The organism is Streptomyces sp. BV286 (assembly GCF_019090165.1).
GTDB lineage: Bacteria > Actinomycetota > Actinomycetes > Streptomycetales > Streptomycetaceae > Streptomyces.
In genome coordinates, this window is record NZ_JAHRIB010000150.1 from 1 (window position 1) to 22,519 (window position 22,519).

A 22,519-nucleotide genomic window follows, 5' to 3' on the forward strand; every position below is an offset into this window, starting at 1 on the left:
GCGTGGCCGCCGAACTGGTTGCGCAGGGCCGCGACCATCTTCATCTGTGGTGAGTCGTCCTGGCGGGACGCGAACCGTGCGAAGAGCGAGGCGGTGATCGCGGGCAGCGGCACGGCGTTGTCGATGGCCGCCTCGACCGTCCAGCGGCCTTCGCCGGAGTCCTGCGCGTACCCGCGCAGCTTCTCCAGGTGCTCGTCCTCGTCCAGGGCGTTGACCGCGAGGTCGAGCAGCCAGGAACGGATGACGGTGCCCTCCTGCCAGGAACGGAAGACCTCGCGCACGTCGGTGACGGAGTCGACGGCCTGCAGGAGCTCCCAGCCCTCGGCGTAGGCCTGCATCATCGCGTACTCGATGCCGTTGTGGACCATCTTGGAGAAGTGGCCGGCGCCCACCTTGCCCGCGTGGACGAAGCCCGCCTCGCCCTCCGGCTTGAGGGCGTCGAAGACGGGCTGGACGCGGGCGATGTGTTCGGCGTCGCCGCCGACCATCAGGGCGTAGCCGTTCTCCAGGCCCCACACACCGCCCGAGACGCCCGCGTCCACGAAGCCGATGCCCTTCGCCGCCAGTTCCCCGGCGTGCTTCTCGTCGTCCGTCCAGCGGGAGTTCCCGCCGTCCACGACCACGTCACCGGGCTGAAGGAGCTCGGCCAGCTCATCGATGGTGGACTGGGTCGCGGCACCCGCCGGAACCATCACCCACACCACCCGCGGCCCCTTGAGCTTGCCCACAAGCTCCTCGAGGCTGTGGACATCGGCGAGGTCCGGGTTGCGGTCGTATCCGATGACGGTGTGACCTGCGCGGCGAATGCGCTCGCGCATGTTGCCGCCCATCTTGCCGAGGCCGATGAGACCGAGCTCCATCAGGTTGTTCCTTCACTAGCGATGTGGCAGGAGGGCACTTTCGTACCTGCGTCCGAGCCTAAACCCGGACGCTCCTGCACACCTGTGGGCATAGCCGCTCAGACGTACGCCCTCACCTGCGGCTCTTCCGTCAGCCGCTGAGCCGCACCGGCATGATCAGGTACTTGTAGGCCTCGTCCGCCTCGGCGTCCAGGGCGGGCTTGCCACTGAGGAGCGCCGGCTTGGTGGACGTCGTGAAGGAGAGCTGGGCGACCGGGGAGTCGATGGCGCTCAGTCCGTCGAGCAGGAACGTCGGGTTGAAGGCGATCGAGACGTCATCGCCCTCCAGCTGCGCGTCGACCCTCTCCACAGCCTGTGCGTCGTCGCTGGAGCCCGCCTCCAGGATGAGCACGCCCTGCTCGAAGCTCAGCCGCACCGGGGTGTTCCGCTCGGCGACCAGGGCCACACGCTTGACGGCCTCCACGAAGGGGGCGGTCTCGATGACGGCGATCGAGTTGAACTCCGTCGGGAACAGCGAGCGGTACTTCGGGAGGTCGCCCTCCAGCAGACGCGTGGTCGTCCGCCTGCCCGCGCCCTCGAAGCCGATCAGGCCCTCGCCCGCTCCGGAGCCGGACAGCGCCAGGATGACGCTGTCGCCGCTCGTGAGGGCCTTGGCGGTGTCCAGGAGCGTCTTGGCGGGCACCAGGGCGACCGCGGACGCCTCCGGGTTCTCCGGCTTCCACAGGAACTCACGGACCGCGAAGCGGTAGCGGTCGGTGGACGCCAGCGTGACCGTGTCGCCCTCGATCTCGATGCGCACGCCGGTGAGGACGGGCAGCGTGTCGTCGCGGCCGGCGGCGATGGCGACCTGGGCGGCTGCGGAGGCGAACACCTCACCGGGGACGGTGCCGGTCGCGGACGGCATCTGCGGCAGCGCCGGGTATTCCTCCACAGGCAGGGTGTGGAGTGTGAACCGCGAGGAACCGCAGACCACGGTCGCCCGTACACCGTCTGTGGAAATCTCCACCGGCCGGTTGGGGAGCGCGCGGCAGATGTCGGCGAGCAGGCGGCCGGAGACGAGCACCGTGCCTTCCTCGTCGATCTCGGCATCCACGGAGACCCGGGCCGAGACCTCGTAGTCGAAGCTGGAGAGGCTCAGCGCGCCCTCCTCGGCCTTCAGAAGGAGGCCGGCGAGCACAGGCGCCGGCGGACGGGCCGGGAGGCTGCGTGCCGCCCAGGCCACTGCCTCCGCGAGTACGTCGCGTTCCACCCGGATCTTCACCGTTGCCGCCTCCGTCTGTTGCCGGCGCTCTCGCCCTGCTTCGCCTTCGTCTTCTGACTCGGTGTCGCTCAGCCCACTGATGGGCAGGACGCCGGGGACCAGTCTGACGCACCGCACTGACAGTCGGCGCCCCTCGGGGTCAAGTCGTTCCGGGCGGCACCCGAGGTGCCGAGCGCGAGTTGTGCACAGCCCCGTCTTCGAAACGATTGCCAGGCTCTCTCTAGTTGTCAGTAGTAGTAGGGGCTGTGGATACCGTGGATAACCCCGTATTCGCAGGTCAGGGTCTGTTTTTTGTCCACTGGCCCTGTGGGCGGAGGCGGTGGATAACAGGCGTCTTCTGTGGACGGGGGAAAGTTCTGCACACCCGATGCACAGGCAGGGGGTAGTTCTCCCCAGCGCCGTCCCCAGCTTTACCCACGTTCCCCACAGCCCAACCCGGCACCTTCGTGTGACGCCTTTCACTCGACACGGTGAGAAGGCGCGTCGCGTTGCCGAACAGTGGACAGCGGTGTGGAGAAGCTGGGGATCGCTGGGGACAACCGGCCCCAGCCTGTGGGCCGCCGGTGGACAACTTTCTGCACAGCCTGTGGATCTTCTCGTCGTCCACAGTCTGTGGAGATCCTTCGTCCACCAATCCACAGGCACCTGAGCTGGGCTGATGTTCTTTCAGCAGTGCACCCTGTGGACACGATCTGGACAACTTCGCGGTCCCCAGGATGTGGACGCGAGAAAGTCCACGAATCTGTGGAGGGCGGCCGTAACCAGCCCTCTATTCGAACAGCTGGTGGCGTTCAGGTAACCCCGAAGCGGCTCCGGACACGGCTCGGGAGGGCTTGCGGAGCGCCTGGGAGGGGTGCCGGGGCCCTCAGACGCAGGTCCTCGTGGGGCGCAGGAGGGCTCTGAGAGCGGCCGAGGGCGCCCTCGGCCGTGTGTGCCGGAGCGGTCGGCGACGCACCAGGGACGCTCGCCCGGCAAAGCGAAAGGCGCCCTCGGGAACGAGTCCCGGGGCGCCTTCGGCGACGTACCGCCGTGGGTGTCAGCCGTTCTTGATGCGGTTCGTGAGTTCGGTGACCTGGTTGTAGATCGAGCGGCGCTCGGCCATCAGCGCGCGGATCTTGCGGTCCGCGTGCATGACGGTCGTGTGGTCGCGGCCGCCGAACTGCGCGCCGATCTTCGGCAGGGAGAGGTCCGTGAGCTCGCGGCAGAGGTACATGGCGATCTGGCGTGCCGTGACGAGGACCCGGCTGCGGGAGGAGCCACACAGGTCGTCCACCGTGAGGCCGAAGTAGTCGGCGGTGGCCGCCATGATGGCCGGCGCGGTGATCTCGGGGGACGAGTCCTCGCCGCCGGGGATCAGGTCCTTGAGGACGATCTCGGTCAGACCGAGATCCACGGGCTGCCGGTTGAGCGACGCGAACGCCGTCACCCGGATCAGCGCGCCCTCCAGCTCGCGGATGTTGCGCGAGATGCGGGACGCGATGAACTCCAGCACCTCCGGCGGGGCGTTCAGCTGCTCCTGCACCGCCTTCTTACGGAGGATCGCGATACGCGTCTCCAGCTCGGGCGGCTGGACATCGGTGATCAGACCCCACTCGAAACGGTTCCGCAGCCGGTCCTCCAGCGTCACCAGCTGCTTCGGCGGCCGGTCGCTGGAGAGCACGATCTGCTTGTTCGCGTTGTGGAGCGTGTTGAAGGTGTGGAAGAACTCCTCCTGCGTCGACTCCTTGTCCGCCAGGAACTGGATGTCGTCCACGAGCAGGATGTCCATCTCGCGGTACCGCTTGCGGAAGCTGTCGCCCTTGCCGTCGCGGATGGAGTTGATGAACTCGTTGGTGAACTCCTCCGAGCTCACGTACCGCACCCGCGTGCCCGGGTAGAGGCTGCGGGCGTAGTGCCCGATCGCGTGCAGCAGGTGCGTCTTGCCGAGGCCGGACTCCCCGTAGATGAAGAGAGGGTTGTACGCCTTCGCGGGCGCCTCGGCGACGGCGACCGCGGCCGCGTGCGCGAAACGGTTCGAGGCGCCGATGACGAAGGTGTCGAAGAGGTACTTCGGGTTCAGGCGCGCCGTGGGCTCGCCGGGGCCCGTCGCCGGAGCCGGCTGTGCGGCCAGCGGGCCCGGGGCGCCGCTGGAGGCGGGCAGCGCCGAGCCGACGGGACCGCCGCGGTGGACGTGCCCCATGCCGGACGGGGACGGCGGCTGCGGGCGCTCGCGGCGGTCCGAGCGCTGGTCGTAGTCGGAGCGCGGCTGGTCGTAGTCCGGCCGCTGCTGTTCGTAGTCGGACCGCTGCTCGTACGGGGACCGGTCCGACTGCTGCTGCCGGTAGTCCCGTGCGGGGGAGGCGTAGGGGTCACGGTCCGGGAAACCGAGCCGCTGCTGCTGCCACCCGTAGTCGTCCTGCGAGGGCCTCGGCCAGCCGCCGGGATCGGGGCGCTGGTAGTCGGGGTACGCGGGGCGGGCCGTCGGGAGCTGGTCCCCGTGGGGCTGCTGCTGGTCGGGGCGGCCCTGGGAGCGGTCGTCCCTGCGGTCGTCCGCCCGGTGCCGGCCATATCCCCGGTAATCGTCTCGGTTCTGCGCGGACGGGCGCTCGGGCTCCTCATAACGCGACGGGGACTGCTGCGCGGGCGGCGCCGAGGGAGCGGAGGGTTCCCCCACGGAGTCGTCGACGGTGATCGCGATACGGATCGGGCGGCCGCACTCGCGGCTCAGCGTCTCACTGACGACCGGCGCCAGGCGCCCTTCGAGGACGCCCTTCGCAAACTCGTTCGGGACGGCGAGCAGTGCGGTGTCCGCCACGAGTGCCAGCGGCTGACAGCGCTTGATCCAGTGCTCGTCCCTGGCCTCCACACCCTGTCCGCGGTCCTCACCGAGAAGTTGCTCCAATACGCGTGGCCACACTGCGGCAAGATCGGCAGGTACGTCAGCCACAGGGCACGCTCTCTCGCGGGTCCCACGAACGTGTGATTCCTGGGACGGATCGGGTTTGGAACTCGGTGGGCGGGTGGGCGAGGCCGCTGGAGCGGCCGGAACGAACGAGATGGAGCGGGGAGAAGGGAGCGAACCGGAGTCCGGCCACGGTAGTCAGGGCGACCCATGCGGTTCAAGTTGTTGTCCCCAGCCTGTGGATAGTGTCTCCCGGACAGCGCTGGTTTGACCGGATGGCGTAGCCGCGCGTACCGTGACCAGGTCGAGTTGTCGATGGCTGCTGCCGCCTGCCTCCGATGGGCACAGATCACGACGAGTGATCGGGAAGCGGTGCACTCGGGCGTAATTACGAGCTACTCGTGGGCGCACGGTGACAGCCAGGACGGCACCCCGCAACTACCGATTTCTTCTGGAGCCCCCGAGTGAGCAAGCGCACCTTCCAGCCGAACAACCGTCGTCGTGCCAAGACCCACGGCTTCCGCCTGCGGATGCGCACCCGTGCCGGTCGAGCGATTCTCGCGAACCGTCGTGGCAAGGGTCGCGCCAGCCTGTCCGCCTGATCATTTACAGGTCATGACGTGCTGCCTACCGAGCATCGGCTGAGGCGGCGCGAGGACTTCGCGACCGCGGTACGCCGAGGACGCCGGGCCGGACGCCCGCTTCTCGTCGTCCATCTACGTAGCGGTGCAACGGACCCGCACGCGCCTGGGGAGAGCGCTCCCCCGACGCGTGCGGGTTTCGTTGTCAGCAAGGCCGTCGGCGGATCCGTCGTACGCAACAAGGTGAAGCGTCGCCTTCGCCATCTGATGCGTGACCGAGTGGCTCTGCTGACCCCCGGTAGCCTGGTAGTCGTACGAGCGCTGCCCGGTGCGGGTGACGCCGACCATGCACAGCTGGCCCGAGACCTGGACGCCGCCCTGGAGCGGCTACTGGGAGGGGGCGCGCGATGAAGTACCCGCTGCTGGCTCTCATCAAGCTGTACCAGTGGACCATCAGCCCGTTGCTCGGGCCGGTGTGCAAGTACTACCCGTCGTGTTCCCGCTACGGGTACCAGGCCATCGACCGTCACGGTGCGATCAAGGGAACGGCACTCACCGCCTGGCGCATCCTGCGGTGCAATCCGTGGTCGCTGGGCGGTGTGGACCATGTCCCGCCGCGCAAGCGTCCGCGGTGGCACGAAATGCTGCGTAACGCCTGGCGTGCACGCAAGGGCGGGAACTCCGCCGCCGAACCGGCCACCGAGGGGCACGGTATGTCCAACCATCCCTCGAGCCCGGCCGCCGAGACCCCGTCCCATGCTCAAGGAGCCTGATTAGTGGACACGATTGCCAGTATTTTCAGCTTCATCACGACACCCGTTTCCTGGGTCATCGTCCAGTTCCACTCGGTGTACGGCGCCATCTTCGGCCCCGACACGGGCTGGGCCTGGGGCTTGTCCATCGTGTCCCTGGTGATCCTGATCCGTATCTGCCTGATCCCGCTCTTCGTGAAGCAGATCAAGGCCACCCGGGCGATGCAGACGCTGCAGCCCGAGATGAAGAAGATCCAGGAGCGCTACAAGAACGACAAGCAGCGCCAGTCCGAAGAGATGATGAAGCTGTACAAGGAGACGGGCACCAACCCGCTCTCCTCGTGCCTTCCCATCCTGGCGCAGTCCCCGTTCTTCTTCGCCCTGTACCACGTGCTCAACAGCATCGCGTCGAACGACACCATCGGCGTGATCAACGACCGGCTGCTGGAGAGCGCGCAGAAGGCGCACATCTTCGGTGCTCCGCTGGCCGCGAAGTTCACGGACAGTGACGCCAAGGTCCAGGCTCTGGGCTCCTCGATCACGGACGTGCGCGTCGTCACGGCGATCATGATCGTCCTGATGTCGTTCTCGCAGTTCTACACGCAGCGTCAGCTGATGACGAAGAACGTCGACACGACGGTGAAGACGCCGTTCATGCAGCAGCAGAAGATGCTGATGTACGTCTTCCCGATCATGTTCGCCGTCTTCGGCATCAACTTTCCCGTCGGTGTCCTTGTCTACTGGCTGACCACCAACGTGTGGACCATGGGCCAGCAGATGTACGTCATCCACAACAACCCGACACCGGGCTCCAAGGCTCAGGCCTCCTACCTGGACCGGCTGCACAAGCGCGTCACGCAGCACGGCAAGACGCGCGGCCGGGGCGAGAAGGCCATCGTCAAGGCCATCGTCGCCAAGGGCCGCGACCGCAACGACTTCGAGCGCAAGTTCATCAACGGTCTGAGCAAGGCGGGCCTGGCGGCGCAGGCCGACGGCACCGTGGTGAAGAGCGAGGCCTCGACCGTGGTCGAGACCGAGGACGGCACGCCGGGCACGGGCGCGGTTCCCAAGCGCCAGCAGCCCAAGCGCCAGAGCAAGTCCCAGCGACAGTCGGGTACGGCGCAGGGCGGTGCCAAGCCGGCGGGCGAGGCCGCACCGAAGACCTCCCTCACCAAGTCCGACGAGCCGCAGGACGCCAAGCCCGGTCCCAAGCCGGCGGGCGGCAAGTCCGCGTCCGGCGGTACCCGCAGCAAGGCCCAGTCAGGACAGCGCAAGGGTCCGCAGCGGCCCAAGTCCCCGTCCAAGAAGTAGAAGGAGTCCATCCCGTGACGGAAGGCACCACCTCCGCTGCCCCTGAGGGTGGCGACACCCTGACCCGCCTGGAGCAGGAGGGCGAGATCGCGGCCGACTACCTCGAGGGTCTGCTGGACATCGCCGACCTCGACGGCGACATCGACATGGATGTCGAGGCCGATCGTGCGGCTGTCTCGATCATCAGTGATTCCCACAGCCGTGACCTGCAGAAGCTGGTCGGCCGAGACGGCGAGGTGCTGGAGGCGCTCCAGGAGCTCACGCGCCTGGCCGTGCACCGGGAGACCGGTGACCGCAGCCGGCTCATGCTGGACATCGCGGGCTATCGCGCGAAGAAGCGCGAGGAGCTCTCCGAGCTGGGCGCGAAGGCCGCGGCCGAGGTCAGGAGCTCCGGCGAGCCGGTGAAGATGCAGGCGATGACCCCCTTCGAGCGCAAGGTGGTGCACGACGCCGTCAAGGCCGCCGGCCTGCGCAGCGAGTCGGAGGGCGAGGAGCCGCAGCGCTTCGTCGTCGTACTGCCCGCCTGATCAAGCACGTCGTACTTCCGGCCCCGTCTGTGTTCGCAGGCGGGGCCGAACTTTGTCAGCCTGATAGTCCCCGATAGTTCCTGATAGTCCTGGAAGTCAGCGCGCAGTGCGCTCAAGCGGTACGGAAGGACGGTTCCCCGTGACGGAGGCAGCGGAGCTCCCCCCTGCGCCCGAGCAGGCCCGGGTGGTATTCGGCGATCGCTTCGCGGACGCGGTTCGTTACGCGGAGCTGCTGGCCGACGCGGGAGTCCAGCGCGGTCTGATCGGACCCCGTGAAGTGCCCCGTCTGTGGGAGCGGCACCTGATGAACTGTGCCGTGCTCTCCGAGGTGGTCCCCGAGAGCGTGACCGTGTGCGATGTGGGGTCCGGTGCCGGGCTGCCCGGCATCCCCCTGGCTCTCGTCCGCCCGGACCTCAAGATCACGCTGCTTGAACCACTCCTGAGGCGCACGAACTTCCTCACCGAGGTTGTCGAGCTTCTCGGGCTCGACCATGTCACCGTCGTGCGTGGGCGAGCCGAGGAGGTCCTCGGCAAGCTGCCGCCTGTTCACGTGGTGACCGCTCGGGCCGTGGCTCCGCTGGACCGCCTCGCGGCCTGGGGCGTCCCGCTGTTGCGTCCGTACGGAGAGATGCTCCTCCTCAAGGGCGACACCGCGGAGGAAGAGGTCAAGGCTGCCGGAGCCGCTCTGAGCAAGCTCGGTGCCGTGGACACCTCTGTGCTGCACGTCGGCGAGGGCATCGTGGAACCGCTGGCCACCGTGGTGCGGGTGGAGGTCGGTGAGAGTCCCGGTGGCGTCCGCTTCGCGGCCAAGCGGGCTAAGGCGGCGCGTACCGGACGGACCAGGAAGCGTCGCTGACGGCGGGCCGGCGGAAGCGGAGGGTTCTCGGCGCGTGCTGTCGAGCGGGGAAGCCGTTCACTGATCCGTCCTGACGACGAGACGTACTCCACACAAGCTGCCAAAACTATGCATGCCGGAGTGTCGCGCCGTGACGGCTTCGCGGGCTGTGCATCGTGTTTCACGTGAAACGTCGCTCACTGCTGCATGGCATCATCGGCCGCGGACGCGCCGCGGCCGAACCCCGCGACCGTAACCCTCTGGGATCCCTGGGATCCTTCGGAAAAAGACCCTCTCCTCGCGACAGCACGTCCCCCGGAGAGGGCACGGAGTTGTCCACAGAGGTGGATTTCTCCACAGAAGCACGGGCCTCGCTGGTTCACGACCCCGAAGACATGGGAGGCTCTGTTCATTGCGAGCCTGAAGTCGAGGAGAGTGAATCCTTGCGGTCCAACGCCAACATCGCGGGACCGATGACCGATCCGGTCCCCGGTCCCCGAACCGAATCGATGGGGGAGGATGTTTCACGTGAAACACCGCCCCCGATGGACGACACTCCCATCGGTCGTGCTGCCCAGCTGGCGGTAGAGGCTCTAGGCCGAGCCGGCGAGGGCCTGCCACGGCCTGAGCAGACCCGCGTCATGGTGGTCGCCAACCAGAAGGGCGGGGTCGGTAAGACCACGACCACGGTCAACCTTGCTGCCTCTCTCGCGCTGCACGGTGGTCGTGTTTTGGTGGTCGACCTGGACCCTCAGGGGAACGCCTCCACAGCGCTGGGCATCGATCACCACGCCGAAGTCCCTTCCATCTACGACGTGCTGATCGACAGCAAGCCGCTCTCCGAGGTCGTTCAGCCGGTTCCCGATGTCGAGGGACTCTTCTGTGCGCCGGCCACGATCGATCTCGCCGGTGCGGAGATCGAGCTGGTCTCCCTGGTCGCCCGCGAGAGTCGGCTGGAACGGGCGATTCAGGCGTACGAGCAGCCGCTGGACTACATCCTGATCGACTGCCCTCCCTCGCTGGGACTGCTGACCGTGAACGCACTCGTCGCGGGTGCCGAAGTCCTCATTCCGATCCAGTGCGAGTACTACGCCCTGGAGGGCCTGGGCCAGCTACTGCGTAACGTCGACCTCGTGCGGGGGCACCTCAACCCCGACCTGCACGTGTCGACGATCCTGCTCACCATGTACGACGGCAGGACGCGTCTCGCGTCACAGGTCGCCGACGAGGTGCGCAGTCACTTCGGTGAAGAGGTACTGCGGACGAGCATTCCGCGCTCGGTCCGTATCTCGGAAGCCCCCAGCTACGGACAGACGGTGCTGACCTACGACCCGGGGTCGAGTGGCGCCCTGTCCTATCTTGAGGCGGCGCGGGAGATCGCGTTGCGCGGAGCCGGCGTGGCCTACGACGCGCAGCATGCCCACATGGGCGCACACAACGAACAGAGCATGGTGGAGGGGATCCAGTGAGCGAGCGACGGAGGGGGTTGGGTCGTGGTCTCGGCGCACTGATCCCCGCTGCACCGACAGGGGAGAAGGCAGCACCACCGGCGATGGGTGGGGCATCCACGTCACCGGGAGCCGTACCCGTACTGACCGCGGAGCGTGGGGTGGCGGCGGCCAAGGTGGCCACACTCCCGCCGCCCCACGTTTCACCTGAATCGGACCAGCCGAGCGTGTTCGGAGAGGCTCCCGCGGCACCCGTGGGGGCGCACTTCGCCGAGCTGCCTCTCGACTCCATCACGCCGAACCCGCGCCAGCCGCGAGAGGTGTTCGACGAGGACGCTCTCGCTGAACTCGTCACCTCCATCAAGGAGGTCGGGCTCCTCCAGCCGGTCGTCGTACGGCAGACCGGTGCGGGGCGCTACGAGCTCATCATGGGCGAGCGGCGCTGGCGGGCGTGCCGTGAAGCGGGGCTCGAGGCCATTCCGGCGATCGTGCGGGCCACTGACGACGAGAAGCTCCTCCTGGACGCCCTGCTGGAGAACCTTCACCGTGCCCAGCTGAACCCTCTGGAAGAAGCTGCCGCCTACGATCAGCTGCTCCAGGACTTCAACTGCACGCATGATCAGCTGGCGGACCGGATCGGCCGATCGCGCCCTCAGGTCTCCAACACCCTGCGTCTGCTGAAGCTCTCGCCGTCGGTTCAGCGTCGAGTCGCCGCAGGCGTGCTCTCCGCCGGGCACGCGCGGGCGCTGCTCTCCGTCGCTGACTCGGAGGAGCAGGACCGGCTGGCTCACCGGATCGTGGCCGAGGGACTCTCGGTGCGGGCCGTCGAGGAGATCGTCACCCTCATGGGTTCGCGGCCGCAGTCGGCTCCGCGTTCCAAGGGTCCGCGGGCCGGCGCTCTGCTCTCCCCGGCGTTGAGCGACCTTGCGACGCGTCTCTCGGATCGCTTCGAGACCCGGGTGAAGGTCGACCTCGGCCAGAAGAAGGGAAAGATCACCGTCGAGTTCGCCTCGATGGAAGACCTAGAACGGATTCTCGGCTCGCTCGCGCCAGGTGAAGGACCGGTTCTGCAGAACAGTCTCCTGGACGACGAGTCCGAAGAGACGGAGTCCTGAGCGTCGGTCGGCCGGTCGAATCCGACCGCAGACCAGTAGAGCGGGCCGAATTCCGGTGCACACCGGGACACGGCCCGCTCTTTGCTTTCGGACGGTATCGATGGAATCGCATCGTGGATACGATGCGTTCGGATATGGCGCATTCACCTGGCAGCACCTTCTGTGGGGAGGCGGGGCCATGCGAACGGTGAGCCGCACAGGGCTGGTGAGCGCGGGCTTGGGGCTCGGGGCGGTCGGCGGGTTCGTCGGCAGCCTGCTCAGGGAACGGAGCGCTCTGACAGCCGCTCGCGACGCCGCGGGCGAAGGAAGCGAGGAACTGCCTTCATGGGGCGTCGGCTCGTACCGCTCACGCTGGACAACCTTCAGGACCTTCCCCAGCGCTGTCGTGCGTGTGTCTTCTGGGAGTTGGACCCAGTCAGGGGCCAGGCCGCGGTAAAGGCAGGCACGCCCGACCTCGAGAAGGAAGCGTGGATCTCCGCCGTTCTGCTGGAGTGGGGATCCTGCGGCCGGGTCGTCTACGTGGACGACGTACCAGTGGGCTTCGTGCTGTACGCACCGCCTGCTTACGTGCCACGTTCGACGGCCTTCTCCACGAGCCCGGTCTCACCCGACGCGGTCCAGTTGATGACAGCGTTCATCATGCCGGGCTTCCAGGGGCAGGGGCTCGGGCGCGTGATGGTCCAGACGGTGGCCAAGGATCTACTGCGGCGGGGCTTCAAGGCCATCGAGGCCTTCGGTGACGCCAGGTGGAAGGAGCCGGCCTGCGTTCTGCCCGCCGACCATCTGCTGGCGGTGGGATTCAAGACCGTCCGGCCGCACCCGACGTACCCACGACTGCGCCTGGAGCTGCGGACAACGCTCTCCTGGAAGGAAGACGTGGAGATGGCGCTCGACCGGCTGCTGGGAGCCGTACAGAAGGAACCAGCGCTGCGTCCGCTGTGAATCCGCGTGCTGCCCTATAGAGGAGCCGCCCACTCGATTGCTCTGCGCCTACATGCGGATGGGCCAACCCATGAGGGTTGGCCCATCTGTGTTTCACGTGAAACATCGTCACTCGCAAGCGACGGTTTGCCGAATCAGTCGGCGATGAAGTCTTCGAGGTCTCGCACGATCGCGGCCTTCGGCTTCGCACCCACGATGGTCTTGGCGACCTCGCCACCCTGGTAGACGTTCAGGGTCGGGATGGACATGACGCCGTACTTGGCGGCCGTTCCCGGGTTCTCGTCGATGTTGAGCTTGACGATCTCGATCTTGTCGCCGTACTCGGCGGCGATCGCCTCGAGCGACGGCGCGATCTGGCGGCACGGTCCGCACCAGGCGGCCCAGAAGTCCACCAGTACGGGCTTGTCGCTCTTGAGTACGTCCTGCTCGAAAGAGTCGTCGGTCACGTGCTTCAGGGTGCCGGCCACGGCGGGCTCCTTAACTGGTTGGTGCGGTGAGGCGGACGGGAGGGTCAGACGGTGGTCTTCTCGGGTTCTGCCGGCTCGCCGTCCGCGAGCGCGGACAGGAAGCGCTCGGCGTCGAGGGCGGCGGAGCAACCGGTGCCGGCGGCGGTGATCGCCTGGCGGTAGGTGTGGTCGACGACGTCGCCGGCGCCGAAGACACCTGTCAGGTTCGTCCGGGTCGAGGGGGCCTCGACCTTGAGGTAACCCTCCTCGTCCAGGTCGAGCTGGCCCTTGAAGAGCTCGGTGCGCGGGTCGTGGCCGATCGCGATGAACAGGCCGGTGACGGGCAGCTCGGACGTCTCACCGGTCTTGAGGTTGCGCAGCTGCAGACCGGAGAGCTTCTGGTCGCCCTGGACCTCGGCCACCTCGCTGTCCCAGATGAACTTGATCTTCGGGTCGGCGAAGGCGCGCTCCTGCATCGCCTTGGAGGCGCGCAGCGTGTCGCGCCGGTGGACGATGGTCACCGACTTGGCGAAGCGGGAGAGGAAGGTGGCTTCCTCCATCGCGGTGTCGCCACCGCCGATGACGGCGATGTCCTGGTCCTTGAAGAAGAAGCCGTCACAGGTCGCGCACCAGGAGACGCCGCGACCGGAGAGTGCGTCCTCCTTGGGCAGGCCCAGCTTGCGGTGCTGCGAGCCGGTGGTGATGATGACTGCCTTCGCCCGGTGCACGGTGCCCGCCGTGTCCGTGACGGTCTTGATCTCCCCGCTGAGGTCGACCGTGACGATGTCGTCGGGAACCAGCTCGGCACCGAAGCGCTCGGCCTGCGCCCGCATGTTGTCCATGAGCTCGGGGCCCATGATGCCGTCCTGGAAACCGGGGAAGTTCTCCACGTCGGTCGTGTTCATGAGGGCGCCACCCGCGGTGACGGCTCCTTCGAACACCAGCGGCTTGAGCGATGCACGCGCGGTGTAGAGCGCCGCCGTGTATCCGGCGGGCCCGGAGCCGATGATGATCACGTTACGGACGTCGCTCACGGCTTGGTTCCTCGTCTCTGGGGACTGCTTCTACGACCGGGGGAGCCTCTCTCAGAACTCTCACCCCACCCAACGGATCCTAAGGGGCGCGCATTCCCGCTGTGTCCGGGCACACGAAGACGAGTCGTTGCCAGGGGACAGCGCGGCTTGCGTGAAGTGTGTGACGAAGGCCGTTCGTGGCGGAGTCGGCCCGCTCAGCTGCGCGGGTAGGAGCGCTCCAGCAGGATCTTGCCGGCGGAGATCGACGGCTTGTTCACACAGGCCGAGTCGACGACATACGCCGTGACCTGTGTGACGTCGGTGGCGGCGGGCAGCACTACGAGATAGGCCTCGGTGCCGCCGTAGGAGCCTTCCTTGACAGCGATCGGTGCGACGTCGCGGTCGATCCCCTGCTTGATGCAGTCGGGCACGGAATCCGTGGGCTCGGTGAGGATGCTCGGGCCCTCAGCCGATTCGGTGCCACGGGGGCGGGAGCTGCGAGGACCTCCGTCCTTCTTCTCCCCTGTGGTGGCATCCGCGAGGAGATCCTTGACCTGGTTCTCCAGCTTCTTCCCGGCGAAGCTCTGCGCGGAGTCGCTCTGCTTCGGGGAGGCTGTCGCGGAGTCGTTCTCCGCGCTGTCGCTCCCCATGGACTGGATCAGGAGGCCACCGAGCCCCAGGGCGGCCGCAGTGAACATGGCACCCAGGACGACGCTCCTGCGACGGCCCCGGCGGGCCCGGCTCATGCGACCGGGTCCGGTGGCCGCTCGGGAATGTCCAGCGGGACGGTCCGCCACCGTCGGTGTTTCACGTGAAACATGCCCGTCGGCGTGAATGTCGTCGTGCTCGATGTCGGACGTGGCACGGGAGGCGCTGACGGACGACGGGAGTGAGCCTGCGGCGTCAGCCTTGGGCGCCTTGGCGTCCAGCAGGGCTTCTGCGGCGAGAGCGGCGTCGATGCGTCCAGCGACGTCATCAGGCATGCGCGGTGGGCCCGGCAGTGTGCCGAGCATGCCGCGGATCTCTTCCAGGGAGTCGTACACGTCGGCACAGAGCACGCAGGCGTCCAGGTGACGTCGCACGTCCGCCGTACGGGAAGGCGGCAGCAGGCCTTCGGTGAGGTCGGAGATCTCCGCGACCTCCGGGTGCCCGGCCGTGTCGGTCGTTGATGTCACGCTCGCCCACCTCCGCCCTTCACAGCAGCTGAGTCGCTTGGTCCGACATGTGGTCCCGCTGCGGGTGGGACGGATGTCCCCTGCGTGCGGTTCCTTCCCTCGCCCGACTTCTTGCTCGCTCTGTCGCTCCCGCTGTCGGTGCGCAGGTGCTTGAGGAGGGGGAGGAGTCTGGCTCTTCCCCGTGCACAGCGGCTCTTGACCGTGCCGGTCGGCACATCGAGCAGGCTGGCGGCCTCCGCCACCGGGTAGCCCTGCATGTCCACCAGAACGAGTGCGGCCCGTTGATCGTGAGGCAGGGTGCCCAGCGCTTCCAGCAGCTCACGGTGCAGATCGTTGCGCTCGGCCGGGGCGGAGGCCGACTCGTGCGGTTCCAGGAGCTGCTCGAGGCGCTCTGTGTCATCCACGGGGGAGGTCTTCCGGGACGCGGCCTTGCGGGCGCGGTCCAGGCAGGCGTTCACCGTGATCCGGTGCAGCCAGGTTGTGACGGCCGACTGGCCGCGGAAGGTGTGGGCGGCCCGGTAGGCGGACACGAGGGCGTCCTGGACGGCGTCAGCGGCTTCCTCGCGGTCACCCAGCGTCCGCAGCGCCACGGCCCACAGCCGGTCACGGTGACGCCGCACGAGCTCGCCGAAGGCATCGGGATCACCCTCGACGTGACGGGAGAGGAGGTCCTGATCGCTCGCTTCGCTGAATCCGGCGTCGTCCGCCATCGAACCCCCTCCCCCTCGGTGAGTGCTCAGCCGGTGAACTTCACGTCGGTGACAGCCTGCTTGTACCCGGCGTCACTGAACTGGTCGCCGGGCGCGTACGGCAGCGCAGTGAACCACACCAGCACGTACTGGGTCTTCACTTTCTTGTCGACCTTCACCTTTGCGGTGGTACCGCTCGTGGTCAGGGTCCCGATCTTCTGCATGGAGCTCAGCGACGTCGACGAGCTCATCGAGTCCGTCGCGTACAGCGTGACCGTGGTGTGGTCACCGGCGAACCGGAGCCCTATCGAGGCGGCTGAGAGCTCCCGCTTCGAGCCCAGGTCGTAGACGATGCCGACGCCCGGCTTGTAGGCCGGGTTCATCGCCGGGCCGTCGAGGAAGCTCTTGCTCCGCCAGTACGTCGAACTGTCGCCGTCGTACGTCTTGGCCACATCCCCCGGCGCCTGCGCCGAACCCTTCGCCACGTACTCCTCGGCGCCCTCGATGGAGATCGTCTTGGCCGGCTTCGCCGCCGCGCCGCCCTTGTCGTTGTCCTCCGTCGTCTGGGTGTTGCCCGTCTCGTCGGACTTCCCGTGGTCCATGAGCGCGTCCGCGAGCTGCCAACTGCCGAGCCCCAGTGCGGCGATCAGAAGCGCGGACACGGTCCACTTGAGCGCCTTGCCCGTGCGGGTCTGCAGAGGGGGAAGCGGTGCCGGTACCGGCTGGGTCGCTCCCGGATGGGCCGCGGGACGACCGTAGTTGCCCTGCTGGTACGTCGTGCGCTGGTACTCGGGCGGCGCCGTGAACGCCGGCTCCGGAGGCCGGATGCGGGGCATCTCACCGACTGCCTTCACCAGTTCCTCCGGCGTGGTGCACGCAGGCTCCTGGCGCGACGCGGTGGCGCCGTCGTTGGCGAGCGCGCGCATGGCCAGTTCCGACAGACCCCGGTGCACACCTGCCCGTACCTGGTCGGGTGCGATGAGGCCGACGCCCTTGGGCAGCCCGGAGAGGCCGTATGCGTCGTCCTCGTACGGCCAGCGCTGGGTGAGCGCGGCGTACAGCAGTGCGCCGATCGCCTCCGTGTCCCTGCGCTGCGGGGTGTCGGAACTGATGCCGCGCAGAGCGGCGTTCACCGCGAGGCCGCGGATGCGCCACTGGCCGGACGAGGTGCGCAGCACGGCGCCGGGGGTCAGCTTCAGATGAGCCAGCCCTTCGCGATGTGCGGCAGCCATCGCCTGGGACACCTGGCTGACCATCTGGTACGCCTCGTGCACCTCCAGCGGCCCGGCGGCCAGAAGCGCCGTCAGCTCCGTGGCGTCCGGCAGCCATTCGTGCACCACGTAGACGAGGTCGTTCTCCTCGACCGCGTCCAGGACCTGGACGAACCGCGGATCGCCCAGCAGGGCCGACGAACGGGCCGCCGCCAGGACGGAGCGCGCTCGTGGATGGTCGGCGGGCAGCAGGTGCACACCGACGGCTCGGCGGAGTTTCTCATCCACCGCACGCCAACTGCTGAAACCGTCCAGACGGGTGACGCACTCCTCCAGCCGATAGCGTCTGGCGAGTTTGTGACCGCTGTGCAACTCGGGCGGTGAGGTCCTGCCAGGGCTCTCGTTCGCCCCGCTCCCCTGTTCCTCTTCGCTCTCCGAGCTGTCCGTGTCCCGCTCCCGGTTCTGGGCCACCCCGTCGGCCGTGGACTGGTCCGCCTTCGCGGTCAGCGGCTCATCGCCACTGTTGTCTGCCACGTCGACGGCAGCCGTGCTCCGTTCCGCCACCGTCGTCCCTGCCTCCCCATCCGTTGCACGCCGTCCGACGCCAAAGCCAATTGTGCCCACAGTCCGTCCCTCTGCACGACACGCGGTCGCGGACGATGGTTGTGCGCCTACCCCGCTCTCAGCGCCCAAGGCGCCCGCGGACCATGCCGACCATTCCGTTCAGCTCCTCGATGCGCATCCGCCGCGCCGCGACGTAGAAGACACCGAGCAGTACGACACCACCGCCGAGCAGGGAGGCGAACGAGCCGCCGACGCCCTGGCCCAGCGTGTGGCCGATTCCGTAGCAGGCCGCGCCGGCGAGCAGCGCGGCCGGCACCGCGGCGATCGCGAGCCGCGCGTACGTACGCAGGACGCGGCCCCCGTCCAGGTCGCCGCCCAGGCGCTTGCTCAGGCGGCTCCATGCGACCCCGACGCCGGTCGCGTAGGCGAGACCGTACGACGCGGCCATGCCCGCCACCGCCCAACGCGGGGGGAGCAGGAAGAAGCAGAGCGCCGAGGCCCCGGCGTTGACGGCGGCCACGATGACCGTGTTGTAGAAGGGGGTTCGGGTGTCCTCGTACGCGTAGAAGGCGCGGAGCACCACGTACTGCACGGAGTACGGGATCAGGCCGAGGCCGAAGGCCATCAGCATGTAGCCCATGTTCGTGGCCTCGGTGGTGCCGGAGGCACCGAACATCAGCGTGCACATCGGGATGCCGAGGGCGACGAAGCCGAAGGAGATCGGCACGATCGCCACGGCCGTCGTGCGCAGGCCCTGGGAGATGTCGTCGCGGACCGCTCCGCTGTCGCCCTCGTGGGCCGAGCGCGAGAGCCGAGGCAACAGGGCGGCCATCAAGGAGACCGTGATGATGGCCTGCGGGAGACCCCAGATGAGCTGCGCGTTGGCGTAGGCGGCGAAGCCGGTACCGTCGACCGGTGAGTCGCTGCCCGCCGCGGTGGACAGCTGGGTCACGACGATCGCGCCCGCCTGGTTGGCGAGGACGAAGAGCACGGTCCACTTCGCGAGTTTCGCGGACTTGCCGAGGCCGTGGCCCTTCCAGTCGAAGCGCAGCCGCAGCCGGAATCCGGTCTCGCGCAGGTACGGGATCATCGCGAGGGCCTGGACGACGAGGCCGAGCAGAACGCCGATGCCGAGCAGCCGCTCGCCTTCCGGCGGGATGGTCGTCACCTTCATGCCGGAACTTGCCGCGGTGCCGTACACCCAGATGAACAGTCCGAGCGTCACGATGATGACGATGTTGTTGAGGACCGGGGTCCACATCATCGCGCCGAACTTTCCGCGAGCGTTGAGGATCTGGCCCATCACCACGTGAATGCCCATGAAGAAGATCGTGGGCAGGAAGTAGCGGGCGAAGGTGACAGCGACGTCGTTGGCCGGTGCCTCGCTCGCGATAGGTGCCGACAGCATGCGGATCAGGAAGGGCGCGGCGAGGACCGCGAGCGCGGTGAGTGCGCCGAGAACCATGACGACGAGGGTCAGCAGCCGGTTGGCAAAGGCCTCGCCGCCGTCGTCGTCGTCCTTCATGGCACGCACCAGCTGCGGTACGAAGACCGAGTTGAGGCCGCCACCGATGGTCAGGATGTAGATCATCGTCGGCAGTTGGTACGCGACCTGGAAGGTGTCACCGAGGGTGCCGACGCCCAGAGCCGCGACGATCAGGGCGGAGCGGATGAAGCCGGTGAGGCGGGACACCATGGTGCCGGCCGCCATCACCGCGCTCGACTTCAACAGACCTGAAGCGCGGCCCCCGGACTTCTTCGCGGGGGCGGGCGCGGGCGCCGAAGGGGCCGCGGCGGCCGGAGCCGGTTCCGCTGCAGGCGAGGGCACGCTGGGCGGGCCGGAGGGCGGATGGACACCGCCCTGCTGCTGGTCCCGGAAGAGATGAGCGAACGCGTCCGGCTCGTGGCGCTCCTCGCCGGCCTGGGTCACCAGATCGTCCACACCCACGAACTGCGTCGTACGCGGGTCGTCCCCGTACGGCAGGTACTGAGTGGGGCCCTCCGGCTCGGGAGCCGGAGTCTGGGCCCACACGCGGGGATCGGGGGCGTACGGGGACTGGGGCGGCTGGGCGTAGAGCGGTGGCTGCGGCTGGTACGTGCCGGGCGGGGGCGGGGGATGCGCGGCGCGGTCGTAGAGGGCCTCGGCGACGGGGTCCTGGGCGGACAGGTCCTGCGCCCGGTAGGGATCCTGGGCGTAGGCGTCCTGCAGGTACACGTCGGCCGGGGGCTGCGGAGGCACCTCGCCGGGCTCCGGCGGGCCCTGCGGCGGGTCGTCGGGGTAGCCGGAGCTCCCCGCGCCCTGACCGCGGTCACCGTCGTACGGCGCGTTCATGGTTACCCCACCTCATCGTCCCCGGGCCCACCGGCCACGACATCGCTCAACGGTCCACTCTCTCACCCGTCCCGGACGGGTCGGTGATTTCCGGTGCGGTGTCCGGTGAAGGGTCACTCGGGTGCTCCGGGTCATGCGCGCCCGACTCGGCGGCGGTCGTCTTCTCTCGACCGTTCCCCGCGTCGGCACCGGCCTCCGCGTCGTCGGCGGGGGCGGGCTCCGTCTCGTCGTCCCCGGGGCCGTTCTCCGCTTCCTGCGCGGCCTGGCGGGCGGCTTCCCGCTTGCGCTGCGTGTACATCCGGAATCCGGCGAGCACGAGCAGCAGGACTCCGCCGGCGATGACCAGCATGACAGTGGCCGTGATCTCGGTGACCTTCACGTCGAAGGTCACTTCGGGTCCGTAGGCCTGGCCGTCCTTCGTGAACAGCTGGGCGACCACCTCGGCCCGGCCGTTGGCGTGGGCGTTCGTGGTGAACTTCACGGACTGGCTGTGTCCGCCGGAGACCGCGACCGGCCGCTCCTGGTAGGAGCCGTCACCGATGCTGAGGCGGCTCGGCTGCGTGGACGTCAGACGCAGCACCAGGTGGTCGACGTCCTGGACGAGGTTGTTCTGCACGGTGACGGGGATCGTGGCGCTGCGGCCCGAGAGCTTCGCGTCGGACTTCTGGATCAGCCCGACGCCCTCGGTGAGCCCGACGAGGTACTGCTCGACACCGTTGCGGTACGTCGCCGCTTCGGCGGACCGTCCGCGCCAGGACGTGGACATCGCCCGGTCCATGGCCCGCCCGAACGGGGTGACCACACGGGACTTGTCCGAGAGGATCACCTGGAAGCTGTCGAGCTTCTTCTGCGTGCCCTCGATCTGCTCGAAGGCGGACTGCGGCAGAGCCTGCCTGCGCAGCGAGGAGGGATAGGCGGAGGCCGACGGGATCCGGGTGGTGGCGCCCGCGTCCGGCTTTGCCTTGGTGGCCGCTGACAGGTCTGCGGACTGCGACCAGTTCCCCTCCTCGAGGGCGGTCAGTGCCTGCGCCATCGTCTGGGCCTGGCTGGCGGTCGGCATGCGCTGCGGGGCCACGACGACGCTGCGCTGCTTGTCGGGGGCCTGGCGGGTGAGCATCAGGCTCTGGGCGAGGAAGCGCTGCACGGCGAGTGTGGAGTTGCCGGCCACCGTCATGTCGCCCTGGAACGCCGTCGACAGCCGGGCGTCCGTGACCACCGCGGTGGTGCCGCCGCCGATCGGCCGGGCCGCCGAGGGCGTGTACGGAAGCGCGCCGGTCTCCTCCAGGCTGTCGCTGCGGGAGAGGACCGTGTCGGCGCCGGCCGAGGTCGCGACCTTGACGATCGACGGGTCGATCGCGCCGTTGACAGGCCAGGCGTAGTCCGTGTCGGGCGTCACATGGAGGATGGACTTCACGGTCGTCCCGGCCACGGTGGTGGCGTCCTTGAGGTGGCTCAGCGACCCGGTCACACTCGTGCCGTTGTGAGCCAGTGACGCCAGGTCCGGGTCGGCGAAGGGGAGAGCGACGACTTCCTCGCCCTGGACCGCCTTCTCCAGTTCGTTGAGCCACTGCTTGGCCACAGCCTGGTGCGTGCCGGCCGTGGTGGTGGTGCTCGAGCCGTTGACCTGGACCCGGTAGCTGCGCGTCATCGCGTCTACGGAGGCCAGCAGGTCCGGGTCGACGACCCAGGTGATGTCGAGGTCCTTGCCGAGGCTGAGGAGCTGCTCCAGGCGGCCGCCGGGGGAGATCTCGGCGGCCAGATCGTCGTCGTCCTTGAAGAGCGGGGTCTGCTGCTCGTTCGATCCCGTCTCGGCCGTCATGTGGGAGCCCGAGATCAGCGGCCAGAGGTAGGTCGTCCTGGTCTTCTTGTCCGCGGGCTCCGGCTGCCACGGCAGGAAGGTCCGCTCGATGCCGAGGATCTGGTCGTACGGCGCGGCGGCGGTCCGGCCGGTGAGGGTGACACCCAGCTGGTAGACGCCGTCGGCGCCGAGGTTCAGCTTGTCGACGGGGATGGAGATGCTGAAGGTCTGCGGGACGCCCGGGGTCAGTTTCGCGAACTTCGCCACGTACTTGCCGCCGGCTTCCGTGCCCGTGTACGGGTTGCTCTTCGCGGCGTCGTCGATCGCCGAGCGGCCCTCCAGCTTCGGGCCCACCCGCAGGCCGACGTACGCGTCCGTGACCGCCTGCTTGCCCTTGTTGACGACCCTGCCGGAGACGGTGAGCGTGTCACCGTCGGAGGGCACACGCGGGCTGAGCGAGTCCAGGGAGACGCCGACCGTGCGGGAGCCGGTGACCTCGGCGGGAGCGCTGGACTCCGCCGCGTACGAGGACGGTGACACGGGCAGCTGGAGGAGACCGGCCAGAAGGGGCGCCCCGGCGAGCAGTGCTCCCGTGCGCCGCAGCCAGCGGCGGGCAGGTGAGGGACTGGTCCCCTGGAAGTCTGCCGCCTCGGCCACGCGCTCGCCCGTCCCTCGTCGTCGTCAGTGGTCGTCGGATTGTGCGTCCACGCATGGTAACGATGCGCGCTGAGGGTAAGTGCCGCGGTCCGCTCCACAAGATCAGGAGAAGAGACCGTGC

Annotated in this window: 19 protein-coding genes; 9 read left to right on the forward strand and 10 right to left on the reverse strand. The window is 68.3% G+C overall.

Annotation, left to right across the window (positions count from 1 at the left end):
- From gnd to dnaA, 3 genes are all read right to left on the reverse strand, one after another.
- A partial coding sequence (gene gnd, locus KUF83_RS24685) for a phosphogluconate dehydrogenase (NAD(+)-dependent, decarboxylating) (RefSeq protein WP_217457116.1) occupies nucleotides 1–860 on the reverse strand: 860 nt, incomplete at its 3' end.
- Between the two features lie 130 nt (nucleotides 861–990).
- Complete coding sequence (dnaN, locus tag KUF83_RS24690; RefSeq protein WP_055611472.1) at nucleotides 991–2,121, reverse strand: DNA polymerase III subunit beta; 1,131 nt, start codon at nucleotides 2,119–2,121, stop codon at nucleotides 991–993.
- Between the two features lie 1,036 nt (nucleotides 2,122–3,157).
- Complete coding sequence (gene dnaA / locus KUF83_RS24695; protein ID WP_217457117.1) at nucleotides 3,158–5,047, reverse strand: chromosomal replication initiator protein DnaA; 1,890 nt, start codon at nucleotides 5,045–5,047, stop codon at nucleotides 3,158–3,160.
- Between the two features lie 419 nt (nucleotides 5,048–5,466).
- Between dnaA and rpmH the strand changes: the two genes are divergently transcribed.
- The 9 genes from rpmH (at nucleotide 5,467) to KUF83_RS24740 (ending at nucleotide 12,513) form a co-directional block, all read left to right on the forward strand.
- Nucleotides 5,467–5,604 (forward strand): 50S ribosomal protein L34, encoded by a 138-nt coding sequence (gene rpmH, locus KUF83_RS24700; protein ID WP_006381191.1) that lies wholly within the window; start codon nucleotides 5,467–5,469, stop codon nucleotides 5,602–5,604.
- Between the two features lie 18 nt (nucleotides 5,605–5,622).
- Entirely contained in the window at nucleotides 5,623–5,994 is a 372-nt protein-coding gene (gene rnpA, locus KUF83_RS24705; protein WP_217457118.1) for a ribonuclease P protein component, read from the forward strand.
- Nucleotides 5,991–6,356, forward strand: coding sequence for a membrane protein insertion efficiency factor YidD (yidD, locus tag KUF83_RS24710; protein WP_217457119.1), 366 nt, complete (start codon nucleotides 5,991–5,993; stop codon nucleotides 6,354–6,356). Before rnpA ends, yidD begins: the two co-directional genes overlap by 4 nt.
- 3 nt (nucleotides 6,357–6,359) lie before the next feature.
- Entirely contained in the window at nucleotides 6,360–7,646 is a 1,287-nt protein-coding gene (gene yidC, locus KUF83_RS24715) for a membrane protein insertase YidC (protein ID WP_217457120.1), read from the forward strand.
- 14 nt (nucleotides 7,647–7,660) lie between these two features.
- On the forward strand, nucleotides 7,661–8,173 hold the full coding sequence (locus KUF83_RS24720) for a R3H domain-containing nucleic acid-binding protein (RefSeq protein WP_217457121.1): 513 nt from the start codon (nucleotides 7,661–7,663) through the stop codon (nucleotides 8,171–8,173).
- A 139-nt stretch (nucleotides 8,174–8,312) separates the two neighbouring features.
- Nucleotides 8,313–9,029, forward strand: a complete 717-nt coding sequence (gene rsmG, locus KUF83_RS24725) for a 16S rRNA (guanine(527)-N(7))-methyltransferase RsmG (protein ID WP_217457122.1) — start codon at nucleotides 8,313–8,315, stop codon at nucleotides 9,027–9,029.
- A gap of 374 nt (nucleotides 9,030–9,403) precedes the next feature.
- Nucleotides 9,404–10,477: a ParA family protein gene (locus KUF83_RS24730; RefSeq protein ID WP_217457304.1), complete on the forward strand. Its 1,074-nt coding sequence runs from the start codon at nucleotides 9,404–9,406 to the stop codon at nucleotides 10,475–10,477.
- Nucleotides 10,474–11,571 carry a ParB/RepB/Spo0J family partition protein gene (locus KUF83_RS24735; protein ID WP_217457123.1) on the forward strand — a complete coding sequence of 366 codons (1,098 nt, stop codon included), beginning with the start codon at nucleotides 10,474–10,476 and terminating at the stop codon, nucleotides 11,569–11,571. Before KUF83_RS24730 ends, KUF83_RS24735 begins: the two co-directional genes overlap by 4 nt.
- Before the next feature lie 324 nt (nucleotides 11,572–11,895).
- Entirely contained in the window at nucleotides 11,896–12,513 is a 618-nt protein-coding gene (locus KUF83_RS24740; protein ID WP_217457124.1) for a GNAT family N-acetyltransferase, read from the forward strand.
- A gap of 134 nt (nucleotides 12,514–12,647) precedes the next feature.
- Here KUF83_RS24740 and trxA read toward each other — a convergent pair whose 3' ends face one another.
- The 7 genes from trxA to KUF83_RS24775 all read right to left on the reverse strand — a co-directional run bounded on the left by trxA (nucleotide 12,648) and on the right by KUF83_RS24775 (nucleotide 22,398).
- Nucleotides 12,648–12,980, reverse strand: coding sequence for a thioredoxin (gene trxA, locus KUF83_RS24745; RefSeq protein ID WP_122616554.1), 333 nt, complete (start codon nucleotides 12,978–12,980; stop codon nucleotides 12,648–12,650).
- A gap of 44 nt (nucleotides 12,981–13,024) precedes the next feature.
- Entirely contained in the window at nucleotides 13,025–13,993 is a 969-nt protein-coding gene (gene trxB / locus KUF83_RS24750) for a thioredoxin-disulfide reductase (protein ID WP_217457125.1), read from the reverse strand.
- A gap of 194 nt (nucleotides 13,994–14,187) precedes the next feature.
- Entirely contained in the window at nucleotides 14,188–15,147 is a 960-nt protein-coding gene (locus tag KUF83_RS24755) for an anti-sigma factor (protein ID WP_217457126.1), read from the reverse strand.
- A complete protein-coding gene (sigM, locus tag KUF83_RS24760; RefSeq protein ID WP_217457127.1) occupies nucleotides 15,144–15,857 on the reverse strand; it encodes an RNA polymerase sigma factor SigM in 714 nt (237 codons plus the stop codon). Before sigM ends, KUF83_RS24755 begins: the two co-directional genes overlap by 4 nt.
- A gap of 26 nt (nucleotides 15,858–15,883) precedes the next feature.
- Entirely contained in the window at nucleotides 15,884–17,611 is a 1,728-nt protein-coding gene (locus KUF83_RS24765) for a protein kinase family protein (protein WP_217457128.1), read from the reverse strand.
- 118 nt (nucleotides 17,612–17,729) lie between these two features.
- Entirely contained in the window at nucleotides 17,730–19,943 is a 2,214-nt protein-coding gene (gene murJ, locus KUF83_RS24770; protein ID WP_217457129.1) for a murein biosynthesis integral membrane protein MurJ, read from the reverse strand.
- 46 nt (nucleotides 19,944–19,989) lie between these two features.
- On the reverse strand, nucleotides 19,990–22,398 hold the full coding sequence (locus KUF83_RS24775) for a DUF6049 family protein (RefSeq protein ID WP_217457130.1): 2,409 nt from the start codon (nucleotides 22,396–22,398) through the stop codon (nucleotides 19,990–19,992).
- Between the last annotated feature and the right edge of the window lie 121 nt (nucleotides 22,399–22,519).